Raw genomic sequence first — 24,335 nt, forward strand, 5'->3', positions numbered from 1 at the left:
TGCGGCTCAGACCTCCGCGGAGGCCGGGGCCGGGGTGGCCAGGCCGTGGGACCCGCAGGTGCAGGCGCCGCCGCCCCGGGCGGAGAGGACCAGGGAGACCGCGTGCGCGCGGTCGCGGGCACCGAGCTTGCGCAGGATGGCCTTCACGTGCGACTTGACGGTGTCCTCGCTGATGAACAGGTTGCGGCCGATCTGCCGGTTCGACTGGCCCTGGATGAGCTCGTCGAGCACGTCGGACTCACGGCGGGTCAGCGGGACCTCGGGGGTGAGCGGCTTGCTCACCGGGACGGCGCTGGGCTCGACGCGGCGGATCTGCGGGTCGACGACGGTGCGGCCGGCGCGGGCGGCCAGGATGGCCCAGCCCAGCAGGGTGGGCGAGGTGTTGAGCAGCAGGTAGCCGCGGACGCCGGCGGCGACGGCCTCGTTGACCACGGCCGGGTCCTCGGAGGTGGCCAGGGCCACGACCGCCACCCGAGGGAAGCGGCGGCGCAGGTCGCGGACGACGTTGAGCGTGGTGGCCCGGCCAGCACCCATCTCGACGACGACGGCGTCGGGGCGGGCGGTCTCCACCAGGGTCAGCGCCCGGCGCAGCTCGCCCGGGGTGCCCACCGACTGCATGCCGGCGGTCTCGTTGATCATGCTGACCAGACCGCGGCGCAGGACGGGGGCGTCGGCGAGGAGGAGGACGCGGGTGACGCCTCGGGCGGCGCTCGCCATGGGTGCGGACACGACTTACTCCATTTCGGTGGACCGAGTTGCTCTCGAACACCTCATCGGAGTGGATTGGCACGGTCTTTAACCCTTTTCCGGGGTTTTCTCCGATCACCCGAAAATGGCGTTGCACCGAGTCGCCGGTCACGGGAGTCCCACGGAACGGTCACCCGTCGCCGATTGTCGACAAACAGACGCCATTTCCGTGGAATGGCGTCCGGCGGTGATCGTCCCCGCGGACGCGACGACGGCGCCGTCCCGGAGGACACGGCGCCGTCGTCGGCGGGTGGGGCGTCAGCGGCCGCCGCGACGGCGGGACCGACGCCGGCGCAGCCAGGCCGTCACGGGCAGCGCACCGACCACCCCGGCGGCCAGGGGCAGCGCCGAGGCCACCGGCGTCGCGGCGCCCGCCGTGCCCGTCCCGGGGAGCGCAGCGGCCTCGGTGCCCTGGATGTCCGGGTCGTCGAGGGGGCCGAAACGGTCGATCGGCCAGACGATGAGCGCCGCCTTGCCGATGACGTCGTCGACGGCGATGGTGCCGCTGTAGCGGTCGGTGACGTGCGACCGCGAGTCGGCCGAGGCCGACCGGTGGTCACCCATCACCCACAGTCGCCCCTCGGGGACGGTCACCGCGTCGAACTCGCGGCTCTCCTGCGGGGTGTTCTCGAAGATGTAGGGCTCGTCCAGCGGCTGCCCGTCGACGGTCACCCGCCCCTCGGCGTCGCAGCACTCGACGGTCTGCCCGCCGGTCGCGATGACCCGCTTGACGTAGTCGTCCTCGCTCGGCGGCGCGACGCCCACCGTCCGGCCCAGCCACAGCAGCGCGCCGGTGAACCAGTTGGAGGGGTCCTGGACCTCGACCTCGGGCACCCAGGTGTCCGGCCCCTGGAACACCACGATGTCACCGGGCTCGGGCTCGCCGAACCAGTACGGGATCTTGTTGACCAGCACGCGGTCGCCGGTGCACCCGGGACACCCGTGCAGCGTCTGCTCCATCGACCCCGACGGGATGAAGAAGGCCTGCGCGAAGAAGGTCTTGACGACCAGGGCGAGCACGAAGGCCACCAGCAGCAGCACGGGCAGTTCCCGCAGCAGCGAGGTCTTGTGCTCGGGCCGCTCACGGCGCCGGCGGCCCGGGCGGCGGCCGGCCTCGGCGGCTCCGGGCTGGGGCTCGTCCCCCGGGACGACGTCGGCGGGCCCCCCGGACCGGTCGCTGCTCATCGGGAGCCAGCGTACGGCTGCGGGGAGCCCGCCGTGGTCGGGCCGGGTCGGGACCGGCCGCGCGTCGAGTGGAGCGTCGGGCGCAGGTCAGCGCGCGACGGTCTCGCGGCGCTCCTTGATCTTGGCGGCCTTGCCGCGCAGCTCGCGCAGGTAGTAGAGCTTGGCGCGGCGCACGTCACCGCGGGTCACGACCTCGATCTTCTCGACGACCGGGGTGTGCACCGGGAAGGTCCGCTCCACGCCCACGCCGAAGCTGACCTTGCGGACGGTGAAGGTCTCGCGGATGCCGCCGCCCTGGCGGCGGATGACCGCGCCCTGGAAGACCTGGATGCGCGAGCGGTTGCCCTCGACGACGCGGACGTGCACCTTGACGGTGTCCCCGGGGCGGAACTCGGGGATGTCGTCGCGCAGCGAGTCGGCGTCGAGTACGTCCAGGGTGTTCATCGCAGCATTCCTCGGTCTCAGCAGTGGCTCGTCGACGGCCCGGGCAGCGGGGTGCCCCACGCGCCGGACCAGGTGGCTGCGACTCCGGGAGGGAGCGCCCGTCGGCGGGCGCCTCCGGTCTGCAGCAGCTCTCTACTGTGCCACATCCGCGGCGGCCTGCCGAGCGCGGGCCGGGGCGGGAGCGCTCAGTCGACCACGCGGGGTGGCCGGCGCCACGGTCCGGCGACCAGCTCGGGCAGCACGGCGGCCAGCTGGCGCGGGGCGAAGTGCTCCGCGGAGGCGGCCACCTCGGCGGCCGACCACCAGCGGTGCGGCTCGGCGCCGAGCAGCTCCAGCTCGGTGCGCCCGGTGGCGTCGACCTCGTGGACGACGTCGCGCAGGACGAAGAAGGTCTCCCGGGAGTCCACCTGCACGCCGGCGAAGGGGCCCACGTGCCGCCGGAACCACACCGGGCCCTCCAGCGCGGCGGGCTCGACCACCAGCCCGATCTCCTCGGCGAGCTCGCGGGCGGCGGCCTCGCGCACGCTCTCGCCGTCCTCCACTCCCCCGCCGGGCGTGTACCAGAACAGCACCTCGCCGGGCGGGACCGCGGGGTCGGTCAGCCGGGCCCCGAGCAGCAGCACCCGCCCGTCGGGGTCGAGGACGACGACCCGCGCCGTCGGCCGGACCCAGGGCCGCTCAGGCACCGTCGGGGCCGCCGGCGAGCTCACCGTCGAGGACCGCCCGGTCGGCCGGGCCGAGGGCGTCCCCGGGCAGCGCGGCGAGCAGGTCCGGGCGCCGCGCGGCCGTCCGCCGCAGCGACTGCGCGCGCCGCCAGCGGGCGATGGCGGCGTGGTCGCCGGAGAGCAGCACCGGCGGCACGTCGAGGCCGCGCCAGGACGCCGGGCGGGTGTAGGAGGGGCCCTCGAGCAGCCCGTCGGCGTGCGAGTCGAACTCGACGGACTCGCGGTTGCCGACGACGCCGGGGAGCAGCCGGGTGACCGCCTCGACCATGACCAGCACCGCGGACTCCCCGCCGGCGAGCACGTAGTCGCCGATGGAGAGCTCCGACACCGGGCCTGACGCGGCGGCCCACTCGGCCACGCGCTGGTCGATGCCCTCGTAGCGGCCGCAGGCGAAGACCAGCCCGGGCTCGGTGGCCCACTCCGCGGCGACGGCCTGGGTGAACGGCCGCCCGGCGGGGGTGGGCACGACCAGGCGGGTGCCGGGCGGGCGGACCGCCTCCAGGGCGCGCGCCCACGGCTCGGGTCGCATGACCATGCCGGGCCCGCCGCCGTAGGGGGCGTCGTCGACGGTGCGGTGCACGTCGTCGGTCCACTGCCGCAGGTCGTGCACCCCGATGGCGACCAGGCCGCGCTCGGCGGCCTTGCCCAGCAGCGACTGGCGCAGCGGAGCCAGGTACTCGGGGAAGATCGTGACGACGTCGACGCGGTAGGGGGTCACAGGTCGAGCAGGCCCTCGGGCGGGTCGACGACGACGACGCCGCCGGCCAGGTCGACCGTCGGGACGATGGCGGCGACGAAGGGCACCAGCAGCTCGCGGCCGCCCTCCCGGGACACCACGAGCAGGTCGGAGCCCTCGTGGCGGACGGCGGTGACGGTGCCCAGCGGCGAGCCGTCGGCCAGCCGGGCGGCCAGACCCACCAGCTGGTGGTCGTAGTAGGCCTCGGGGTCCTCGAGCTCGGGCAGGTCGGCGACCGGGACCTCGAGCAGGGTGTCGCGCAGGGTCTCGACGTCCTCGCGGCTGTCGTAGCCCTCGAACGCGAGCAGCAGCACCTCGCGGTGCCAGCGGGCGCCGGCCACGGTCAGCGGACCGCGGGCGGCGGGGTCGGTCAGCAGCACGGCGCCGGGGACGAAGCGGTCGTCCGGGTCGTCGGTGCGGACCTCGACGGTGGCCTCACCACGGACACCGTGGGGCCGGCCGATGCGGCCGACCACCACGGTGTCCGGTGGGGTGTGCGCTGCGTCCAAGGAACGGGGAGGCGCTCAGCGCCCGTCGGTGTCGACGACGTCGACCCGCACGCCGCGGCCGCCCACGCCGGTCATCACCGTGCGCAGCGCCTTGGCGGTGCGACCGCCGCGGCCGATCACCTTGCCGAGGTCGTCGGGGTGCACCCGGACCTCGAGGGTCTTGCCGCGACGACCGCCCACCATGTCGACGGTGACGTCGCGCGGGTGGTCGACGATGCCCTTGACCAGGTGCTCGAGCGCCTCTTCGAGCACGTCTTACTCGGCCGACGTCGTCGGGGCGCCGCCGGAGGCCGGGCCCTCGCCGCCGGCCGCGGCGGCCTCGGCCACCGTGTCGGCGGGCGCGTCGGCCTTGGGGGCGGCCTTCTTCTTCGGGGTGGTGGCGCCGGCGGCCGGCTCGTCACCGCTGCTGCGCACGGCCTCCTCGTAGAGGGCCTTGCGGTCGGGCTTGGGGGCGGCGACCTTCATGGGCGGCGGGGCCGGCTCGCCCTTGAACTTCTGCCAGTCGCCGGTGACCCGGAGGATGGCGGCGACCGCCTCGGTCGGCTGCGCGCCGACACCCAGCCAGTACTGGGCGCGCTCGCTGTTCACCTCGATGAAGGAGGGGTCCTCCTTCGGGTGGTACTTCCCGATCGTCTCGATCGAGCGGCCATCGCGCTTGGTGCGCGCGTCGGCGACGACGATGCGGTAGTACGGGGCACGCATCTTGCCCAGTCGCATGAGCTTGATCTTGGTGGCCACGGTGGCTCGTGTTCTCCTCGAACGCTGTCTGTCGGTGCTCGCCGGACGGACGCGTGGGGTTACGCCGGGGCGGAGCCAGGGACACGGCCGGCAGCGGTGAGAGGGCCGCGGACCGCCGTGTTCGACCGACCATGATGCCAGACGACGGGAGGGGCGCGGTGACCAGCCGGGGACTGCTGCACCACGTGGAGCTGTGGGTGCCCGACCTCGGCCGGGCGGTGCGGTCCTGGGGCTGGCTGCTCCCGGCGCTGGGCGCGGCGCCGTACCAGTCGTGGGAGCGCGGCCGGTCCTGGCGGCTCGGCGGCGTCTACGTCGTCGTCGAGCAGTCGCCGGCGCTCACCGCCGGCACCCACGAGCGGCTGCGCCCGGGCCTCAACCACCTGGCGTTCTGGGCCGGCACGCCCGAGGAGCTCGACGCGCTGGTGGCCGCGGCCCCGGCGCACGGGTGGCGGCTGCTGTTCGCCGACCGCCACCCGTTCGCCGGGGGGCCCGACCACCGGGCGGCCTACCTCGAGGACGCCGACGGCTACGAGGTCGAGCTGGTCGCCGACCGCACCTGAGTGAGGACGGCGGCCGCGGCGTCGGCCACCGGCACCTCCGACCGCTCCCCCGTCGCCCGGTCGCGCAGCTCGACGACACCCTGGGCCAGCCCGCGCCCGACGGTGACGATCGTCGGCATGCCGAGCAGCTCGGCGTCCTTGAACTTCACGCCGGGGCTCACCTTGGGCCGGTCGTCGTAGAGCACGGTCAGGCCGGCGCCGACCAGTTCCTGGGCGAGCGCCTCGGCGGCGGTGAACACGGCGGCGTCCTTGCCCGTGGCCACGACGTGCACGTCGGCCGGCGCGACCTCGCGCGGCCAGCGCAGCCCCAGCTCGTCGTGCGTGGACTCGGCGATCGCGGCCACGGCCCGGGACACCCCGATGCCGTAGGAGCCCATGGTCACCGTGACGAGCTTGCCGTTCTCGTCGAGCACCTGCAGGCCCAGCGCCTCGGCGTACTTGCGGCCGAGCTGGAAGATGTGGCCGAGCTCCACGCCGCGGGCGAGCTCGAGCGGGCCGGAGCCGTCGGGCGCGGGGTCACCGGGCAGCACCTCGGCGGCCTCGATGACGCCGTCCCAGGTGAAGTCGCGGCCGGCGACCAGGTCGAACACGTGCCGGCCGGGCTCGTTCGCGCCGGTGATCCAGCGGGTGCCGGGGACCACCCGCGGGTCGACGACGAAGCGGATGCCCGAGGCGCTGTCGGCGCCGAGCACCTGCGGGCCGATGTAGCCCTTGACCAGCGCGGGGTGCTGGTCGAACTCGGCGAACGGCTCCACCTCGGCCGGCGCGACCTGCGCCTCGAGGCGCTTGGCGTCGACCTCGCGGTCGCCGGGCACGCCCACGACCAGCGGCTCGCGGCTGCCGTCGGGGTGCACCAGCGTGACGACGACGTTCTTCAGCGTGTGCGCCGCGGTGTAGCCGGCGTCGGGGAACATCTGCCGCGCGACGGCGACCAGCGTCTCGATGGTCGGGGTGTCGGGGGTGTCCTCGACGTGCGCGGCGGGCAGCCCGTCGAACGGCACCGGCTCGGGGACGACGGTGCTGACCGCCTCCACGTTGGCCGCGTAGCCGCCGGGCGAGCGGACGAAGGTGTCCTCGCCGATGTCCGTCGGGTGCAGGAACTCCTCGCTCCGGGACCCGCCCATGGCGCCCGACATGGCCGAGACGATCACGTAGTCCAGGCCGAGGCGGTCGAAGACGCGGACGTAGGCGTCGCGGTGGGCGGCGTAGCTCTTGTCCAGGCCGGCGTCGTCGACGTCGAAGGAGTAGCTGTCCTTCATGGTGAACTCGCGGCCGCGGAACAGCCCGGCCCGCGGCCGCGCCTCGTCCCGGTACTTCGTCTGGATCTGGTACAGCGACAGCGGCAGGTCCTTGTACGACGAGTACAGGTCCTTCACCAGGAGGGTGAACATCTCCTCGTGGGTGGGGCCGAGCAGGTAGTCGGCGCCCCGGCGGTCCTGGAGCCGGAAGAGGTTGGGGCCGTACTCGGTCCAGCGGTTGGTCGCCTCGTAGGGCTCGCGCGGCAGCAGCGCGGGGAAGTGCACCTCCTGCGCGCCCATCGCGTCCATCTCCTCGCGGATGACGCGCTCGACGTTGCGGAAGACGCGGTAGCCCAGCGGCAGCCAGGTGAAGCCACCGGGGGCGGCCCGCCGGATGTAGCCGGCCCGCACCAGCAGGCGGTGGCTGGGGACCTCGGCGTCGGCCGGGTCGTCGCGCAGGGTGCGCAGGAACAGCGTCGACATGCGAAGGAGCACGGGGCGAGTCTCCCAGGCGGAGGCGAGCCGGTTCCGCGAGGCCGCCGTCCTCCCGCACCGCAGCACGTCCTCCCGCACCGCAGCGCCGGAAGGACCCTCCTGCCCCCCACCGCTCGCACGCTCGCGGCGGGCCCCTGCAGGAGGGCCACCGCCCACGGTCGGGTGGGACACTCGATGATCAGGTCACCTGATCACCGCGCGGCGTCAGACGACGCGGCCGCGGAGCACGGTTAGCACGGGGCGGGTCAGGGTGTCGAGGTCGGTGCGCGGGTCGGCGTCGTAGACGACCACGTCGGCCGGCGCGCCCTCCTCGATGACGGGCAGGCCCAGCCAGGCCCGCGCGGACCACGACGCCGCCGCCACCGCCGCCTCGGCCGGCAGCCCGGCCTCGCACAGCGCGCGCACCTCGTCGGCGATCCGGCCGTGCGCGATGCCGCCGCCGGCGTCGGTGCCGGCGAACACCGGCACCCCGGCCTCGTAGGCGGCGCGGACGACGGCGCCCGACTGCGCGTACAGCCGCCGCATGGTGCTCGCGTAGTTGGGGAACCTGGCCTCGCCGGACGCGGCGAAGCCGGGGAAGTTCTCCACGTTGACCAGCGTCGGGACGACGGCGGTGCCCCGCGCGGCCATCTCGCCGATCAGCTCCTCGGTGAGCCCGGTGCCGTGCTCGACGCAGTCGATCCCCGCGCGGACCAGCCCGGGCAGCGCGTCGGTGCCGAAGGTGTGCGCGGTGACCCGGGCACCCTCCTCGTGGGCGGCCGCGATCGCGGCGTCCAGGACGTCGTCGGGGAACTCCGGCGCCAGGTCGCCCACGGAGCGGTCGATCCAGTCGCCGACCAGCTTCACCCAGCCGTCGCCGCGGCGGGCCTGCGCGCGGACGGCCTCGACCAGCCCGTCGGGCTCGACCTCGACGGCCAGGCCCGGGAGGTAGCGGCGGGTGCGGGCGACGTGCCGGCCGGCCCGCACGATCGTGGGCAGGTCGGGCTCGCCGTCCAGGGCGCGGGTGTCCACCGGCGAGCCGCAGTCGCGCAGCGCCAGCACCCCGGCGGCGCGCTCGGTCAGCGCCTGATCCCGCAGGGCCTCCAGGCCCTCGACGGGCACCCCGCCGGGGCCGATGCCGACGTGGCAGTGCGCGTCGACCAGCCCGGGCAGCAGCCAGCCGCCGCGGGCGACGGTCTCCGCGCCCGGCACCGGCTCGGCGGTGAACCGCCCGTCGCGCACCCACAGGTCGCGGTGCTCGCCCTCGGGCAGGACGACGCCGCTGAGGTGCAGCGCGGGGGCGCTCACCGGCCGGGCCGCTCGTCCCCGAACTTGCTGAAGTCGAGCTTGGAGAGGTCGGGCAGCGCCTGGCCCGGCGGGAGCGAGGGCATGCCGCCGGGCAGCCCGCCGAAGGGGTTGCCGGCTCCGGGGGGCAGGCCGGGCGCACCGACCGGGCGCCGCGCGGGCCCGCCCTTGCCCTTCCCGCCCTTCTTGCCCTTGCCCTTCTTCGCCTGGGCCTGCATCTGCCGGCCGCGGGCCTTCTTCGACATCGGGCCCATGCCCGGCAGGCCCATGCTGCCGGCCATCTGGCCCATCATCTTCTGGGCCTGGGCGAAGCGCTCCAGCAGCTGGTTGACCTCGGTGACGGTCACGCCCGAGCCGTTGGCGATGCGCACCCGCCGCGACGCGTTGATGATCTTCGAGTCGACCCGCTCCTGCGGGGTCATCGAGCGGATGATCGCCGCGGTGCGGTCGAGGTCGCGGTCGTCGACCTGCTTGAGCTGCTCCTTCATCGCCCCCGCGCCGGGCAGCATGCCCAGCAGGTTGGCGATCGGGCCCATCTTGCGGATGGCCATCATCTGCTCGAGGAAGTCCTCGAGCGTGAAGCCCTCGCGGCTGACGAGCTTGCCGGCCATCTTCTCGGCCTGCTCGGCGTCGAAGGCCTGCTCGGCCTGCTCGATGAGGGTGAGCACGTCGCCCATGCCGAGGATGCGCGAGGCCATCCGCTCGGGGTGGAAGACGTCGAAGTCGGTGAGCTTCTCGCCGGTGGAGGCGAACACGATCGGCTGCCCGGTCACGTACCGGACCGACAGCGCGGCACCACCGCGGGCGTCGCCGTCGAGCTTGGTCAGCACGACGCCGCTGAACCCGACGCCGTCGCGGAAGGCCTCGGCGGTGGTGACGGCGTCCTGACCGATCATCGCGTCGACGACGAACAGCGTCTCGTCGGGCTGCACGGCGTCGCGGATGCCGGCGGCCTGCGCCATCAGCTCGGCGTCGATGCCGAGGCGGCCGGCGGTGTCGACGACGACGACGTCGTGCAGGGTCCGGCGGGCGTGCTCCACGGAGTCGGCGGCCACCCGGATCGGGTCGCCGACGCCGTTGCCGGGCTCGGGCGCGTAGACGTCGACGCCGGCCTGCTGGGCGACGATCGAGAGCTGGTTGACCGCGTTGGGCCGCTGCAGGTCGCAGGCCACCAGCAGCGGGGTGTGGCCCTGCGCCTTGAGCCAGCGGCCGAGCTTGCCGGCCAGCGTGGTCTTACCGGACCCCTGGAGGCCGGCGAGCATGATCACCGTGGGCGAGGTCTTGGCGTAGCGCAGCCGGCGGGTCTCGCCGCCGAGGATCTCGATGAGCTCCTCGTTGACGATCTTGACGACCTGCTGGGCCGGGTTCAGCGCCTGGGAGACGGCGGCGCCGCGCGCCCGCTCCTTGACGGCGGTGATGAACGCGCGCACCACCGGCAGCGCGACGTCGGCCTCCAGCAGCGCGATGCGGATCTCGCGCGCGGTCGCGTCGATGTCGGCGTCGGTCAGCCGGCCCTTGCCCCGCAGGCCGGTGAAGACCTTGTCGAGGCGGTCGGAGAGAGTCTCGAACACGAGCAGTCCTCAGCAGTCACGGGCGCTGTCCTGGGCCCGACGGGCCGCGCCACCTGACCCCAGGGTATCGACAGGGGCGCACCCACCCGGTCGTGCGCGCCGCTCAGGCGGCGCGGCGCCCCCGCGCCCCGGCCACCGCAGCGACCACACCCTCGAGACCGGCCTGCAGACCGCCGAGGGAGAACGCGGTGCCGCAGTCGGTGCACACCCACTCCGGGCACTCCGCGCCGTCGGCGGTGTGCCCGTCGACGCACGGGGGCTGCTCGAAGACCCGCTCCTCGCCGCAGGTCGGGCAGGGCCAGTGCTGCTGGGCGTCCACGCGGACCCCTCCTCGCGATCGTGTGCCGTCCGGTACCGGGACCGTCCGGTCCCGATCGGCTGCGACGGTCGCACGCCCCACCGACAGTCCCGGGCCGGCTCAACCCGGCGTGTCCCCCGCCCCGCTGTGCGCGGCGGCGGGCACGGCGCCCCGCGTGGCCGCGACCAGCGCCGCCTCCACGCGGGCCCGCTGGCCGGCGTCGATCCGCTCGCCGGTGGGGCTGACCACGTAGAAGTAGTCGGCGGCGTCGGCGCCGAGGGTCTCGATCCGCGCGGAGGTGACGTCGAGCCCCTCGGCGGCCAGCGCGGCGGTCAGCCGGTAGAGCAGGCCCGCCCGGTCGGCCGCGCGCACCTCCACGATGCTGGTCGCCTCCCCGCTGACCTCCGCGTCGTGCCAGGAGACCCGCGGCGCGGTGACCCGCCCGGTGCCCTGCCGGTAGTCGGCCTCGCGCTGCCGCAGCCGGTCGCCCAACGGCAGCGTCCCCTCCAGCGCGGCGCGGACGGCGTCGGCCAGGATCGCCGGCTGCGGCGCCCGGCCGAAGCGCGGGCGGACGGCGAACACCGCCGTCGCCCGCCCGTCGACGACGTTGACCTTGGCCGCCCGGACGTCGAGCTGGTTGAGCGCGAGCACCCCGGCCAGCCGGCTGAACAGCCCCGGCCGGTCGGGCGCGCCGATGGTGACCTGCTGGCCGTCGGCGAGGTCGTCCACCCCGACGGTCACCGCACCGTCGGCGCGCACGCTCGGCTCGGTGGGGTGCAGCACCGGGCCGGGGTCGGCACCGGCGGCCGGCCCGCCACCGATCCGGGCCTGCACGCGGGCCACGAGGTGGGCGACCAGGTGCGCCTTCCACGGCGACCAGGCCGAGCTGCTGGTCGCGGCCCCGTCGGCCTGCGCCAGCGCGTGCAGCAGCTGCAGCACCTGCGCGTCCCCGCCGATGGTCGCCGCGACCCGGTCGACGGTGGCCGGGTCGTCGATGTCGCGGCGGACGGCGGTGTCGGGCAGCAGCAGGTGGTGGCGCACCAGCGTGCCGACCGTGGCGACGTCGGCGTCGGCGAAGCCCATCCGCGCGGCGATCCCGGCGGCCACCGGCTCCCCCACGACGCTGTGGTCGCCGGGCCAGCCCTTGCCGACGTCGTGCAGCAGGGCGGCCACCAGCAGCAGGTCGGGCCGGTCGACGTCGTGGGTGAGCTCCGCGGCCGCCGCGGCCGCCTCGACCAGGTGCCGGTCGACGGTGAACCGGTGCCACGGGTGGCGCTGCGGCAGCGAGCGGACGCGGTCCCACTCCGGCAGCAGCCGGCCCAGCAGCCCCTCCTGGTCCAGCTGCTCGATCACCGGCACCGCCGGGCGGCCGCTGGCCAGCAGCCGCAGGAACGACCAGCGGACCTCCGCGGGCCACGGCTCGGGCACCGGCGGGGCGTGCGCGGCCAGCACCCGGAGCGTGTAGGGCGAGAGCAGCAGGTCCTCGCGGGCGGCGGCCGCGGCGCCGCGCAGCAGCAGCCCGGGATCGGCGGCAGGGCGGGCGTCGCGGGCCAGGACCACCTCGTCGCCCTGGCGGACCACCCCCTCGGCCAGCGGCTCGCGGTGGACCCGCCGGTGGCGCGCGCGGGGCCGGCGGACGAGCGCCGCCTCGACCCGCCGCCAGGTGTCGTCGGCGACGAAGGCCAGCCGGCGCCCGGCCAGGCTCACCTCGCGCAGCAGCTGGTCCTCGTCGGCCAGGCCGAGCGCCACCGCCACCGGGCGCTGCTCCTGCCGGACGAGCACGTCGGAGGCCCGGCCGGAGCGGCGGCGCAGCTCGTCGCGCGCGTCGAGCAGGAACCCGTAGGCGGCCCCCAGCTCGGCGGAGGGCTCGTCGACCAGCTGCGCGGCGGCGACCGCGCGCAGCACCTGGCCCTCGCGCAGGCCGCCGTAGGCCTCCTTGAGGTCGGGCTCGAGGAGGAAGGCCAGCTCGCCGACCTGCCGGGCCCGCGCCCGCCGCAGGTCGCGCAGCGCCGGCAGCAGCCGGCCCGCCGACTGCCGCCAGCTGGCCAGCGTGGCGGTGCGCAGCGCGGCGGCCAGGCCCGCGTCGCCGGCGACGAGCCGGGCGTCGAGCAGCCCGAGGCCGGCCTTGACGTCGGTGGAGGCCACCGCGACCGCCTCGGCCACCGACCGCACCGAGTGGTCCAGCCGCACCCCGGCGTCCCAGATCGGGTACCAGACGGCGTCGGCCAGGGCGGCGACCTCGGGGCGGCCGTCGTGCACCAGCACCAGGTCGAGGTCGCCGTGCGGCGGGGGCTCGCGGCGGCCGAGGCTGCCGACGGCCACCAGCGCGACCCCGTCGGTGCCGGTGCGCGGGGCCGGTGCGCCCCGGCGCGGGCGGGCCGGCGGCGTCCCCGCGACGGCGCCGGCCAGCAGCCCGCCGAGCCACTCGTCGAGCACCCGCACCCGCTCGGCGCGGGACAGGTCGGGCAGCGACCCCAGGTCCGGCACGGTCCCCCCTCGGTGGTGCCTGTGGACGGCGTCGGCCGGGGCGGTGGCGTCTCCCACCACCCCGGCCGTCGTGCGCGGGTCGGCGACCCGCCTAGAGCGCGTCCTCGCCGCGCTCGCCGGTCCGCACCCGCACGATCTCGTCGATCGTGGTGACCCAGACCTTCCCGTCGCCGATCTGGCCGGTGGAGGCCGACTCGACGACGGCGTCCACCACCCGGGCGGCGTCGATCTCCCCGACGACCACCTCGATGCGGACCTTGGGCACGAAGTCCACCTGGTACTCCGCCCCGCGGTAGACCTCGGTGTGGCCCCGCTGGCGGCCGAAGCCCTGGACCTCGCTGACCGTCAGCCCCGTGATCCCGATCAGCTCGAGGGCGTTCTTGACGTCGTCGAGCTTGAACGGCTTGACGATCGCGGTGACGAGCTTCACGCCCGGCTCCCTTCCGTGAGGTTCGTGCCCCGGGCCTCGGCGCGGGTCTGGCCGCCGGCCGCGAGGGCCGAGCCGCCACCGCCACCGAGCGAGGCGAGGTCGTACCCGGTCTCGGCGTGGACGACGCCGTCGATGCCGGCGACCTCGTCCTCCTCGGTGATGCGGAAGCGCATGACCCGGGCGATGACGCCGCCGATGACGAGGGTGAGGACGAACGAGTACACCAGCACGGCGAGGGCGCCCAGCGCCTGCCGCCACAGCTGGTCGACGCCGCCGCCGTAGAACAGCCCGTCGACGCCGGCGGTGGTGGCGCCGGAGGCGAACAGGCCGACGGCGAGGGTGCCCCACAGGCCGCCGACGAGGTGGACGCCGACGACGTCGAGCGAGTCGTCGTAGCCGAACCGGTACTTCAGGCCGACGGCCAGCGCGCAGACGACGCCGGCGACCAGCCCGACGGCGATCGCGCCCAGCGGCGTGACCGCGGAGCAGGCGGGGGTGATGGCCACCAGGCCGGCGACCACGCCGGACGCCGCGCCCAGCGAGGTGGCGTGGCCGTCGCGGACCTTCTCGGTGGCCAGCCAGCCGAGGGTGGCCGCGCCGGTGGCGGCGAGCGTGGTGACGAACACCTCGGCGGCCTGCCCGTTGGCGGCCAGCGCCGAGCCGGAGTTGAAGCCGATCCAGCCGAACCACAGGATCCCGGCGCCGATCATGACCAGCGGCAGGTTGTGCGGCCGCATCGGGTCGCGGCCGAAGCCGCGCCGCTTGCCGAGCACCAGCGCGAGCGCCAGGCCCGCGGCGCCGGCGTTGACGTGCACCGCGGTGCCGCCGGCGAAGTCGATCGCGAGCAGGCTGTTGGCGATCCAGCCGCCGGTCTCGGACTCCGCGCCGTCGAAGGCGAAGACCCAGTGCGCGACCGGGAAGTACACCAGCGTGGCCCAGACGCCGGCGAAGACCATCCACGGGCCGAAGCGGGCGCGGTCGGCGACGGCGCCGGAGATCAGCGCGACGGTGAGGATGGCGAAGACGCCCTGGAAGGCGACGAAGGCCAGCGACGGGACGGTGAAGACCAGGTTCTCCGGCGCGAAGGCACCCTCCAGGCCCGCGGTGCCGATGAGCGAGGACAGCCCGAAGAACTCGAACGGGTTGCCCAGCAGGCCGCCGCCGACGTCGTCGCCAAAGGCCGTCGAGTACCCGTAGAGCACCCAGAGCACGCTGATCAGCGCGAGCGCCCCGAAGCTCATCATCATCATGTTCAGCACGCTCTTCGCGCGGACCATGCCGCCGTAGAAGAGCGCCAGACCGGGGGTCATGAACAGCACCAGCGCGGCGCTGACCAGGACCCAGGCGGTGTCACCGGTGTCCACGGCAACCTCCTGACGGTGTGGTGTGGCGGGGCCACAGGACGGACCCGGGACGCGGGGAGGACCCGGGGTGGGTCGGCTGCGCCCGCCCCTGGCCACCGGTGGCCGGCGGGGTGGGCGACGCGGCGTTCACCGTGCCGGGGCGGTGTTTCCGGTGACGTCGTCCGCCCGTTTCCGGTCGGTGAACTCCGCGCCGCGTGTCCGCGCGGCGTGTGTCGGCCGTGTTGCGCCCCGCCCTCCGGCCAGGGTCCCCCTGCCCGATGCGACAGCTGTGCAGTTGCAACTCGTGTGCAATAAGGTCGCCGCGTCCCTCTCCCGACGTCCCTGGAGGCAGCGTGAGCGTCCCCGCCGTGTCCGCCCGGCTCGGTCTCCCGGCGCGCCGGGCCCGTGCGGGCGGCTCGTTCAGCCCCCGGGAGTGGCGCTCGATCGCCGGCATGGCCGCGTTCGTGCTGCTGCTGCACGTCGTCGGGTGGGGCGTGCTGGTGTTCGCCGTCGCGCCGGCGGAGTACCAGCTCGGCAGCACCGGGGTGCTCGGGGTCGGCGTCGGGCTGACCGCCTACATGCTCGGCGTCCGGCACGCCTTCGACGCCGACCACATCGCCTCGATCGACAACACCACCCGCAAGCTGGTCGACGAGGGCACGCCGTCGGTGAGCACCGGCTTCTGGTTCTCCCTCGGCCACTCGTCGGTCGTGTTCGCCGCCAGCCTGCTGCTGGTGGCCGGGGTGCGGTCGGTCGCCGGCGTCGTGCAGTCCGACGACAACTCCGTCGGCCAGGCCCTGGGCCTCGTCGGCACCCTGGTGGCGGGCACCTTCCTGCTGCTCATCGGGCTGATGAACCTCGGCTCGGCGGTGGGCATCGCCCGCGTCTTCCGGCGGATGCGCTCGGGTGAGTACGACGAGGCCGAGCTCGAGCACCACCTGCACAACCGCGGGTTCCTGGCCCGGCTGCTCGGCCGGGTGACCCGCCGGGTGAGCCGGCCCTGGCACCTCTACCCGGTCGGCCTGCTCATGGGCCTGGGCTTCGACACCGCCACCCAGGTGGCGCTGCTCGTGCTCGCGGCCGGATCCGCGGCGTTCGTGCTGCCCTGGTACGCGATCCTCGTGCTGCCGGTGCTCTTCGCCGCCGGGATGAGCCTGTTCGACGCCGCCGACGGCGTGCTCATGACCCGTGCCTACGGCTGGGCGTTCCTCAAGCCGGTGCGCAAGGTCTTCTACAACCTGACGATCACCGTGCTGTCGGTGACCGTCGCGCTGGTCATCGGCACGCTGGTGCTCGTCGGGCTGCTCGTCGAGCGGCTGCAGCTGGAGGCCGCGCCGCTGGTGTGGCTGGCCTCGCTGGACCTCGAGTACGTCGGCTTCGCGATCGTCGGGCTGTTCGTGGTCACGTGGGCGGTGGCCGTCGCGGTGTGGCGGTTCGGCCGCATCGAGCAGCGCTGGGCGGCCGACGTCTCCTGACGCGCGGTGCAGGGGACCCGCGGGCACGGCGCCCGCGGGTCCCCGCCGTCAGTCCGCGGCGAGCGGGTCGGCCGGCAGCAGCGCGGCACCCGCTGCGTGACCGGCCAGCAGCTTGGCGAAGAAGACCGGCGCGAACCACGGCGCGGCGGCCGACGGGGTCAGCGCCCGGTCGAGCAGGACCCCGCCAGCCGTGGTGGCCAGCCCCAGCACCCGGCGGGTGCGGCGGGCCCGGGTGGCGGTGAGCAGCGCGGTGGCCGCGAGCAGGTAGGCGTACAGAGCCGCGGCCCACCGCAGCCGCGCCCTCCGGTCCCCCGGACCGCCCGCGTCCACCCAGGCGAGCACGGCCGGGTGCACGTGGCCGGCCGCGAAGGCGAGGTGCTGCCGCGCCCCCTGTCCCGGGCGGTGGTACCAGCGCGCCGCCGAGGGGGTGTTGTTGCACCACGCCCCGCCCCACAGGTCCAGCGCGAGCAGCCGCAGCACCGGCGCGGCCCGGCGGCCGTGCCCGCGTGCGAGGCCGGGCGCCAGCAGGGCACCGGCGAGCCCGAGCCCCAGGCTGCCGGCGTTCTCGCCGGTGCCCGCGTCGGGACCGGCGATCCGGTCCCACGTGCCCGCCGGCCCCGACCGGGGACCGGCCATCAGTCGGCGCCGCCGACGAGGCCCTCGGCGAAGACCTCCGGCTCGAAGGGCGCGAGGTCGTCGGCGCCCTCCCCCAGGCCGATCAGCTTGACCGGGATGCCGAGCTCGCGCTGCACCGAGACGACGATGCCGCCCCGGGCGGTGCCGTCGAGCTTGGTGAGCACGACGCCGGTGACGTCGACAGCGGCGGTGAACACCCGCGCCTGCACGATGCCGTTCTGGCCGGTGGTGGCGTCGAGGACGAGCAGCGTCTCGGTGACCGGGCTCTGCTTCTCCACGACCCGCTTGATCTTGCCCAGTTCGTCCATCAGGCCCGACTTGGTGTGCAGCCGCCCGGCGGTGTCGACGACGACGGTGTCCACCTCGGCCTCCACGCCGGTGCGCACCGCCTCGAACGCGACCGACGCGGGGTCGGCGCCCTCCCGGCCGCGGACGGTGAGCACGCCCACCCGCTCGCCCCAGGTCTCGAGCTGGTCGGCGGCCGCGGCGCGGAAGGTGTCGGCGGCGCCGAGGACGACGCTCCTGCCGTCGCCGACGAGGACGCGGGCGATCTTGCCGACCGTCGTCGTCTTGCCCGCGCCGTTGACGCCGACGACGAGGACGACGCCGGGCCGGCCGTCGCGGCGGTCGGTGCCCAGGGTGCGGTCGAGGTCGGGGCCGAGGACGGCGGTCAGCTCGCGGACCAGCAGCGCGCGCAGGTCCGCGGGCGAGGCGGTGGCCAGGACCATCGCCTGGGTGCGCAGCCGGTCGACGATCTGGGTGGTGGCCGCGACGCCGACGTCGGCGGCCAGGAGGGTCTCCTCGACCTCCTCCCAGTCGTCCTCGGTGAGCCGCTCGCGGGCCAGCACGGTGAGCAGGCCGCGGCCCAGCGAGGACTGCGAGCGGGCCAGCCGGGACCGCAGCCGCACCAGCCGGCCGGCCGAGGGCGGCGGGGTCTCGAATACCAGGTCCGGCTCGGGGACGGCGGGCGGGAGCTCGACCTCCGGCGGCGCCTCGGGGGTGACGGCGTCGGGCTCGGCGGGGGCCAGACCCCGACCCGAGGCGGTGGCGCCCGCGGGCGGGGGCTGCTCGACCGTGGGCGGCGCCGCGGGCGGCCGCGGCCGGGTGAGCGTCGTGCCGGAGGCGGCGTCGTCGTCCAGCCGGGTGGTGCGACGGCCGCGGCCGACGAGCAGGCCGACCCCGGCGACCAGGGCCACGAGGAGGATCGCGATCGCGATCAGCACGAACTCCATGCCGCCCAGTCTCCCAGCCCGCACACCACCGGCCCTGGGCGGAACCCAGGTGCGTGGGACAGGCTGGGGAGCATGTCGCTGCCCGGGTCAGACACCCCCGTCCTGCTGCTCGGCCCGCTGCTGCGCCACGTCGACCCGGTGTCGGCGACCGTGTGGGTCGAGACCGACCGCGCGTGCGACGTCGAGGTCCTCGGCCGCCGCGCCCGCACCTTCCGCGTCGGCGGGCACTGGTACGCCCTCGTCCTCGTCGACGGGCTCGAGCCCGGCAGCACCACGCCCTACGAGGTGCACCTCGACGGCACCCGGGTGTGGCCGGAGGCGTCCGCGCCGTTCCCGCCGAGCCGGATCCGCACCCCCGGCCGGCCCGGCCCGTTCCGGCTGGCGTTCGGCTCCTGCCGGTACGCCGCGCCCACCACCGTCGACCTCGCCGACGGCATCCCGCCCGACGCGCTGGACGCCTACTCCGTGCGGGTGGCCGCGCTGCCCGAGGAGGAGTGGCCCGACGCGCTGGTGCTGCTCGGCGACCAGGTGTACGCCGACGAGCTGACGACGGCGACCCGCGACTGGCTCTCCCGCCGCCGCGGCGAGCCGGTGCCGGAGGACGGCCAGGTGCGCGACCTGGAGGAGTACACGCGCCTGTACTCCGAGTCGTGGAGCGACCCGCAGGTGCGCTGGCTGCTGTCGACGATCCCGTCGTCGATGGTGTTCGACGACCACGAGATGATCGACGACTGGAACACCTCCGCCGCCTGGCGCGCGCGGGTCGGCGCCTCCGACTGGTGGGAGGCGCGCATCTCCGGCGGGCTGGTGAGCTACTGGGTCTACCAGCACCTGGGCAACCTCAGCCCCCAGGAGCTGGCGGAGAACGCGACCTGGCAGGCCGTGCAGGCGCTGCCCGCCGACGCCGACGCCGAGCCGGTGCTGCGGGAGATGGCGCTCACCGCCGACCGCGACCCCCGCTCGGTGCGCTGGAGCTACGTGCGGCACTGGGGCGACGCCCGGCTGCTGGTGGTCGACAGCCGCGCGGGGCGGGTGCTCGACGAGCACGACCGCCGGATGGTCGACGACGAGGAGTTCGCCTGGGTGGAGGCGGCGATGCGCCGGGCGGTCGAGGACGGCGTCGAGCACCTCCTGGTCGGCACGTCGCTGCCCTGGCTGCTGCCGCACGCCATCGACTCCATCGAGCGGTGGGACGAGGCGCTGGCGGTGCGCCACCACGGCCGGCCGCTGGGCCGGCTGGCCGAGGCGCTGCGGCAGGCCGCCGACCTCGAGCACTGGGCCGCGTTCGGGCACTCCTTCGACCGGCTCGCCGCCGCCCTGCTCGCGGTGGCCCGCGGGGAGCACGGCCGCCCGCCGTCGACGGCGCTGGTGCTCTCCGGCGACGTCCACCACGCCTACGCCGCCGAGGTGGTCTCCCCCGGCGACCTGACCACCCGGGTGCACCAGCTGACGGTCTCCCCGCTGCACAACCAGGCGCCGCACCCCATCCAGGTGGGCTTCCGCATCGGCTGGAGCCGCTGGGCCCGGCGGCTGACCGGCGCGATCGCGCGGACCGCGCGGGTGCGGCCGCCGTCGGTGGAGTGGGCCAAGGCGGCCGGGCCCTACTTCGGCAACCAGGTCGGGGAGCTGGTGCTCGAGGGCCGGCAGGCGCGCTTCGTGCTGCACGTCACCGGCACCGACCCCGACGCCCGGGACGACCTGCGCACGGTGCTCGACCTCCCGCTGGCCGACCCGGTCGCGGCGGAGGTGACAGGGTGACGGGGTGACCCGACCAGCGCCCGGTCCCGACCAGCCGCCGATCCCGGTCCGCCTGGTCACCTTCAACACCCACCACGGCGTGGGCGACGACCGCCGGCACGACCTGCCGCGGCTGGCCACGGTGCTGGCCGCCGCCGAGGCGGACGTGATCTGCCTGCAGGAGGTCGACAGCCACTTCGGCGAGCGCAGCGAGGACGTCGACCAGGCGGTGCTGCTGTCGCGGGCGCTGGACATGCAGCTGGCGTGGGGGCCGGCCATCGACGAGCCCGGCCGCGCCGGGTCGCCGCGCCGCCAGTACGGCAACGCGCTGCTCTCGCGGCTGCCGATCCTGGTCAGCGACGTGCACCCGCTGCCGGGCGGCGGCGAGCCGCGCAGTGCGCTGCGCACCCTCGTCGAGCTCGACGGCGGCGCGCTGTGGGTCACCACCACCCACCTGTCCACCCGGTCGGCGGCCGAGCGGACGGCGCAGGCGGCGCTGCTGCGGGACCTGCACACCGAGCCGATGGCCACCGGCGTGGTCGTGGGCGACTTCAACGCCGGTCCCGACGCCCCGGAGCTGGCCCCGCTGCGGGAGTCCTTCGCCGACGCGTGGACGCTGGCCACCGAGCGCGACGACCAGGCCCGCTGGCGGTTCTGGCAGCGCCAGGAGGGGCTCACCCACCCCGCCCGCTCGCCGCACGTGCGCATCGACCAGGTGTGGGTGACGCCGGGCATCGAGGTGGCCGGCGCCCGGGTCCTCGACGGCGGCGGCGCCTCCGACCACCTGCCCCTCGCCGTCGACCTGCTCGTCCCCTCCGGCGTGTGAGCGCGTGCACGTCCGCGGACGTGCACCGCCTCACGCGGGTTCGGGCTCGCGCAGGCGCTGGCTGATGACGCCGGTGATGCCGTCGCCGCGCATGCTCACCCCGTAGAGCGCGTCGGCGATCTCCATCGTCCGCTTCTGGTGGGTGATGACGATCAGCTGCGAGGTCGCGCGCAGCTGCCCGACCAGCGTGAGCAGCCGGCCGAGGTTGACGTCGTCGAGGGCGGCCTCGACCTCGTCGAGCACGTAGAACGGCGAGGGCCGGGCGCGGAAGATCGCCACCAGGAGGGCGACGGCGGTCAGCGAGCGCTCGCCGCCCGACAGCAGCGACAGCCGCTTGACCTTCTTGCCCGGTGGCCGCGCCTCGATCTCCACGCCGGTGGTGAGCATGTCCTCGGGGTCGGTCAGCACCAGCCGCCCCTGCCCGCCCGGGAAGAGCGTGGCGAACACGCCCTCGAACTCCCGCGCCACGTCGGCGAACGCGGCGGCGAAGACGTCGTGGATGCGCCCGTCGACCTCGCGGACGACGGTGAGCAGGTCGCGCCGGGTGGCCCGCAGGTCCTCGAGCTGGGTGGCGAGGAAGGTGTGCCGCTCCTCCAGCGCCGCGAACTCCTCGAGCGCCAGCGGGTTGACCTTGCCCAGCGTGGTCAGGTCGCGCTCGGCCTGCGCGGCCCGCCGCTCCTGCACGGCGCGCTCGTACCGCGCCGGGGCGGGCTCGGGCTCCCCCGCGGCCTCGGCGGCGGCCACCGCTGCCGGGGTCGGCGGGACCGGGGCGGCCGGGCCGTACTCGGCGACCAGCGTGGGCAGGTCGACGCCGAACTCCTCGGCGGCCCGCTCCTCCAGCGCCTCGATGCGCAGCCGCTGCTCGGCGCGGGCCACCTCGTCGCGGTGCACCTCGTCGGTCAGCCGCTCGAGCTCCGCGGTCGCCGCGCGGACGCGGGTGCGCACCTCGAGCAGCTCGGCCTCGCGGGCGCTGCGCTGCCGGGCCAGCTCGTCGCGCTCGGCGGCGGCGCGGGTGAGCGACGCGGCCAGCGCGGTGAGCGCCCCCTCCGCGCCGGCGCGGACCCGTGCGGCGACCTCGGCGCCGCGCCGGCGGGCCAGCGCGGTGGCCGCGGCGCGCTCGCGGGCGGCCCGTTCCTGACGGGCCTGCCGGCGCAGCGCCTCCGCGCGCCCGGACAGCGCGCGGGCGCGCTCCTCGGCGGTGCGCACGGCCAGCCGCGCCTCGGTCTCGGCCTGGCGGGCGGCGGCCACCTCCAGCCGCAACCGGTCGCGCTGCTCCGGCGAGGGCTCCTCCTCGGCCGGGGCCGCCTCCGCCTCGGCCAGCCGGGCCTCCAGCGCGGCCAGCCCCGCCGCCGACTCCTCCAGCGCCCGCTCGGCGCGCCGCTGGGCGGCCGCGGTGCGCTCGGCCTCGGCCGCGGCCGAGCGGGCCGCCGCACCGAGCTCGGCGAGCTCGGCGACGAGCTTCGACCGGCTGCGGTCGGCGGCCTGGCGGGCGGCCTGGGCGGCGTCGACGTCGGCCGAGCGGGCGCGGGCGGTCTCCCGCGCGGCGGTCAGCCGGTCGGCGAGGTCCGCGGCCCGCACGGCCGCGGCGGCGTGCTCGCGCTCGGCCTCGTCGACCCGCGCGCGGACCTCCAGGTTCGACGGCGCCTCCGCGGCCCCGCCGGAGGCGCGGTCGGCGCCCACGACGTCGCCGTCGGCGGTGACCGCGCGGACCGTGGGGTGCTCGGTCACCAGCGCGGCGGCCGCCCCGAGGGTCGGGACGACGGCGACGCGGTCCAGGGCCCGCGCCAGGGCCGGCCGCAGCTCCGCGGGCGCCTCGACCAGGTCGGCCGCCCAGCGCGCCCCCTCGGGCAGCACCGGCTCGCCCTCGCGCGGGGAGGGCTCCGGGCCGCCGGTGACCAGCAGCCCGGCCCGGCCGCCCCCGACGTCGCGCAGGTGCGCCAGCGCGTCGACGGCGGCGGTGACCCCGCGGACGGCCAGCGCCTCGGCCAGCCCGCCCAGGGCCGCCGCGATCGGCACCTCGGCCCCGGGGGCGACCGTGAGCCGCTCGGCGACCGGCCCGAGGACGCCGGCCAGCGCGCCCGCCGCCCCGGCGGACAGCACCGCGGCGGCGCCGTCGGCGGGAGCCAGGCCCTGGGCGAGGGTGTCGCGGCGGGCGGCCCACGACGCGCGGTCGCGCTCGGCGGCGCGCTCGGCGTCGGCCAGCTCGGTGACCGCGCGGGCGGCGGCGGTGCGCGCGGTGACGGCATCGGCGTGCGCGGTGACCAGCGCGGCGTCCTCGTCCTCGGCGTCACCCGCGCCGGCGCGGCGCTCGTCGAGGCGGGCCTGCGCGGCCTCGGCACGCGCCGTGGCCTCGGCGGCCGACTGCGCCAGCCGCTCGACCTCGGCCTGCCCGGCGGCGGCGCGCGAGCGGCCGGCCGCCACCTGGCCCGACAGCCGGGCCAGGCCCTCGCGGCGGTCGGCGACGGCGCGGGTGGCCGCGACCCAGGCGCGCTCCTCGGCGGCCAGCGCCTCGTCGAGGGCGGCGCGGGCGGCGACGGCGGCGGTCAGCCGGCCGCGCTCGGCGGCCAGCCCCTCGGCCAGCTCGGCCTCGGTGGCCGCGACGCGGTCGGCCTCGGCCTCCAGCTGCTCGGGGTCGCGGCCGCCACCGGCACCGGGCACCGGAGCCGCCAGGTGCCGGTGCCGCTCGGCGGCCAGCGAGGCGACGCCGCGGAACCGCTCGGTCAGCGCGGAGAGCCGGTACCAGGTGTCCTGCGCGGCGCCCAGCCGGGGGGCGTCGGCGGCCAGGGCGGTCTCGAGGTCGGCCTGCCGGCGGGCGACACCGGCCAGCTCCGCCTCGACGACGGCGCGGCGGGCGCGGGCGGCGGCCTCGTCGGCGACGTCCTGGTCCAGCGCCTCCCGCAGGCCCACGAGGTCGTCGGCGAGCAGCCGCAGCCGGGCGTCGCGGAGGTCGGCCTGCACACCGGCGGCGCGGCGCGCGACCTCGGCCTGGCGGCCCAGCGGCTTGAGCTGGCGGCGCAGCTCCACGGTGAGGTCGGCCAGCCGGTCGAGGTTGGCCTGCATCCCGTCGAGCTTGCGGAGCGCCTTCTCCTTGCGCTTGCGGTGCTTGAGGACGCCGGCGGCCTCCTCGATGAACGCGCGGCGGTCCTCGGGGCGGCCGGAGAGGACGGCGTCGAGCTGGCCCTGGCCGACGATGACGTGCATCTCGCGGCCGATGCCGGCGTCGCTGAGCAGCTCCTGGACGTCGAGCAGCCGCACCTTGTCGCCGTTGATCTCGTACTCGCTCTCCCCGGAGCGGTACATGCGGCGGGTGACCGAGACCTCGGTGTAGTCGATCGGCAGCGCGCCGTCGGCGTTGTCGATGGTCAGCGTCACCTCGGCCCGGCCGAGCGCCGGGCGGCCGGCCGTACCGGCGAAGATGACGTCCTCCATCTTGCCGCCGCGCAGGCTCTTGGCGCCCTGCTCGCCCAGGACCCAGGCGATGGCGTCGACGACGTTGGACTTGCCCGAGCCGTTGGGGCCGACGACGGCGGTGATGCCGGGCTCGAGGCGCAGCGTCGTCGGGGACGCGAAGGACTTGAAGCCCTTGAGCGTCAGGCTGGAGAGGTGCACGCGCGGGACCCCGGCGAGGGGGCCGAGGTA

At 76.0% G+C, this 24,335-nt stretch carries 22 protein-coding genes; 4 read left to right on the forward strand and 18 right to left on the reverse strand.

Annotation, left to right across the window (positions count from 1 at the left end; genetic code table 11):
* Positions 1–6 precede the first annotated feature (6 nt).
* The 8 genes from BLQ97_RS00250 to rpsP form a co-directional block, all read right to left on the reverse strand.
* The gene (locus BLQ97_RS00250) at positions 7–729 is read right to left on the reverse strand and encodes a LuxR C-terminal-related transcriptional regulator (protein WP_245691679.1); all 723 of its coding nucleotides are present in this window, start codon (positions 727–729) and stop codon (positions 7–9) included.
* 276 nt (positions 730–1,005) lie between these two features.
* On the reverse strand, positions 1,006–1,932 hold the full coding sequence (gene lepB / locus BLQ97_RS00255; RefSeq protein WP_091362365.1) for a signal peptidase I: 927 nt from the start codon (positions 1,930–1,932) through the stop codon (positions 1,006–1,008).
* A gap of 87 nt (positions 1,933–2,019) precedes the next feature.
* Positions 2,020–2,376: a 50S ribosomal protein L19 gene (gene rplS / locus BLQ97_RS00260; RefSeq protein WP_091108071.1), complete on the reverse strand. Its 357-nt coding sequence runs from the start codon at positions 2,374–2,376 to the stop codon at positions 2,020–2,022.
* Positions 2,377–2,561: 185 nt separating this feature from the next.
* Positions 2,562–3,062, reverse strand: a complete 501-nt coding sequence (locus tag BLQ97_RS00265) for an NUDIX domain-containing protein (RefSeq protein WP_091363737.1) — start codon at positions 3,060–3,062, stop codon at positions 2,562–2,564.
* Entirely contained in the window at positions 3,055–3,819 is a 765-nt protein-coding gene (gene trmD, locus BLQ97_RS00270; RefSeq protein WP_091362366.1) for a tRNA (guanosine(37)-N1)-methyltransferase TrmD, read from the reverse strand. The genes BLQ97_RS00265 and trmD overlap by 8 nt, the downstream gene beginning before the upstream one ends.
* Entirely contained in the window at positions 3,816–4,346 is a 531-nt protein-coding gene (gene rimM / locus BLQ97_RS00275; protein WP_091362367.1) for a ribosome maturation factor RimM, read from the reverse strand. Before rimM ends, trmD begins: the two co-directional genes overlap by 4 nt.
* A gap of 15 nt (positions 4,347–4,361) precedes the next feature.
* Entirely contained in the window at positions 4,362–4,598 is a 237-nt protein-coding gene (locus BLQ97_RS00280) for an RNA-binding protein (protein WP_091362368.1), read from the reverse strand.
* 3 nt (positions 4,599–4,601) lie between these two features.
* On the reverse strand, positions 4,602–5,084 hold the full coding sequence (gene rpsP / locus BLQ97_RS00285) for a 30S ribosomal protein S16 (RefSeq protein ID WP_091362369.1): 483 nt from the start codon (positions 5,082–5,084) through the stop codon (positions 4,602–4,604).
* A 158-nt stretch (positions 5,085–5,242) separates the two neighbouring features.
* On the opposite strand from rpsP, the gene BLQ97_RS00290 reads away from it, so the two are divergent.
* Entirely contained in the window at positions 5,243–5,644 is a 402-nt protein-coding gene (locus BLQ97_RS00290) for a VOC family protein (protein WP_217636996.1), read from the forward strand.
* Here the strand turns inward: BLQ97_RS00290 and BLQ97_RS00295 are convergent.
* The 7 genes from BLQ97_RS00295 to BLQ97_RS00325 form a co-directional block, all read right to left on the reverse strand.
* A complete protein-coding gene (locus tag BLQ97_RS00295; RefSeq protein WP_091363739.1) occupies positions 5,611–7,377 on the reverse strand; it encodes a proline--tRNA ligase in 1,767 nt (588 codons plus the stop codon). The genes BLQ97_RS00290 and BLQ97_RS00295 overlap by 34 nt on opposite strands.
* Before the next feature lie 204 nt (positions 7,378–7,581).
* Positions 7,582–8,664 (reverse strand): amidohydrolase family protein, encoded by a 1,083-nt coding sequence (locus BLQ97_RS00300; RefSeq protein WP_091362370.1) that lies wholly within the window; start codon positions 8,662–8,664, stop codon positions 7,582–7,584.
* Entirely contained in the window at positions 8,661–10,232 is a 1,572-nt protein-coding gene (gene ffh, locus BLQ97_RS00305) for a signal recognition particle protein (RefSeq protein WP_091362371.1), read from the reverse strand. Before ffh ends, BLQ97_RS00300 begins: the two co-directional genes overlap by 4 nt.
* A gap of 103 nt (positions 10,233–10,335) precedes the next feature.
* On the reverse strand, positions 10,336–10,551 hold the full coding sequence (locus BLQ97_RS00310) for a hypothetical protein (protein WP_091362372.1): 216 nt from the start codon (positions 10,549–10,551) through the stop codon (positions 10,336–10,338).
* A gap of 99 nt (positions 10,552–10,650) precedes the next feature.
* Positions 10,651–13,017, reverse strand: coding sequence for a [protein-PII] uridylyltransferase (locus tag BLQ97_RS00315; RefSeq protein WP_091362373.1), 2,367 nt, complete (start codon positions 13,015–13,017; stop codon positions 10,651–10,653).
* 91 nt (positions 13,018–13,108) lie between these two features.
* Positions 13,109–13,447 (reverse strand): P-II family nitrogen regulator, encoded by a 339-nt coding sequence (locus BLQ97_RS00320; protein WP_091108093.1) that lies wholly within the window; start codon positions 13,445–13,447, stop codon positions 13,109–13,111.
* Complete coding sequence (locus tag BLQ97_RS00325; RefSeq protein WP_091362374.1) at positions 13,444–14,811, reverse strand: ammonium transporter; 1,368 nt, start codon at positions 14,809–14,811, stop codon at positions 13,444–13,446. Before BLQ97_RS00325 ends, BLQ97_RS00320 begins: the two co-directional genes overlap by 4 nt.
* Before the next feature lie 332 nt (positions 14,812–15,143).
* On the opposite strand from BLQ97_RS00325, the gene nicT reads away from it, so the two are divergent.
* Entirely contained in the window at positions 15,144–16,265 is a 1,122-nt protein-coding gene (gene nicT, locus BLQ97_RS00330; protein WP_245691682.1) for a Nickel transporter NicT, read from the forward strand.
* A 48-nt stretch (positions 16,266–16,313) separates the two neighbouring features.
* On the opposite strand, the gene BLQ97_RS00335 is transcribed toward nicT, so the two are convergent.
* Both BLQ97_RS00335 and ftsY read right to left on the reverse strand, forming a co-directional pair.
* Complete coding sequence (locus tag BLQ97_RS00335; RefSeq protein WP_091362375.1) at positions 16,314–16,901, reverse strand: hypothetical protein; 588 nt, start codon at positions 16,899–16,901, stop codon at positions 16,314–16,316.
* On the reverse strand, positions 16,901–18,133 hold the full coding sequence (gene ftsY, locus BLQ97_RS00340) for a signal recognition particle-docking protein FtsY (protein ID WP_091362376.1): 1,233 nt from the start codon (positions 18,131–18,133) through the stop codon (positions 16,901–16,903). Before ftsY ends, BLQ97_RS00335 begins: the two co-directional genes overlap by 1 nt.
* Positions 18,134–18,205: 72 nt before the next feature.
* On the opposite strand from ftsY, the gene BLQ97_RS00345 reads away from it, so the two are divergent.
* A complete protein-coding gene (locus tag BLQ97_RS00345; protein ID WP_091362377.1) occupies positions 18,206–19,891 on the forward strand; it encodes an alkaline phosphatase D family protein in 1,686 nt (561 codons plus the stop codon).
* A 4-nt stretch (positions 19,892–19,895) separates the two neighbouring features.
* Positions 19,896–20,696 carry an endonuclease/exonuclease/phosphatase family protein gene (locus BLQ97_RS00350; RefSeq protein WP_091362378.1) on the forward strand — a complete coding sequence of 267 codons (801 nt, stop codon included), beginning with the start codon at positions 19,896–19,898 and terminating at the stop codon, positions 20,694–20,696.
* Between the two features lie 30 nt (positions 20,697–20,726).
* Here BLQ97_RS00350 and smc read toward each other — a convergent pair whose 3' ends face one another.
* Entirely contained in the window at positions 20,727–24,305 is a 3,579-nt protein-coding gene (gene smc, locus BLQ97_RS00355; RefSeq protein WP_091362379.1) for a chromosome segregation protein SMC, read from the reverse strand.
* Positions 24,306–24,335: the final 30 nt, after the last annotated feature.

It is taken from the genome of Geodermatophilus telluris (genome assembly GCF_900102745.1).
GTDB classification, from domain to species: Bacteria; Actinomycetota; Actinomycetes; order Mycobacteriales; family Geodermatophilaceae; genus Geodermatophilus; species Geodermatophilus telluris.

Bases quoted from the DNA above. Each gene is read 5' to 3' on its own strand.
- lepB (WP_091362365.1), bottom strand. From the start codon at position 1,932: ATGAGCAGCGACCGGTCCGGGGGGCCCGCCGACGTCGTCCCGGGGGAC.
- rplS (WP_091108071.1), bottom strand. From the start codon at position 2,376: ATGAACACCCTGGACGTACTCGACGCCGACTCGCTGCGCGACGACATC.
- BLQ97_RS00335 (WP_091362375.1), bottom strand. From the start codon at position 16,901: ATGGCCGGTCCCCGGTCGGGGCCGGCGGGCACGTGGGACCGGATCGCC.
- ftsY (WP_091362376.1), bottom strand. From the start codon at position 18,133: ATGGAGTTCGTGCTGATCGCGATCGCGATCCTCCTCGTGGCCCTGGTC.
- BLQ97_RS00345 (WP_091362377.1), top strand. From the start codon at position 18,206: ATGTCGCTGCCCGGGTCAGACACCCCCGTCCTGCTGCTCGGCCCGCTG.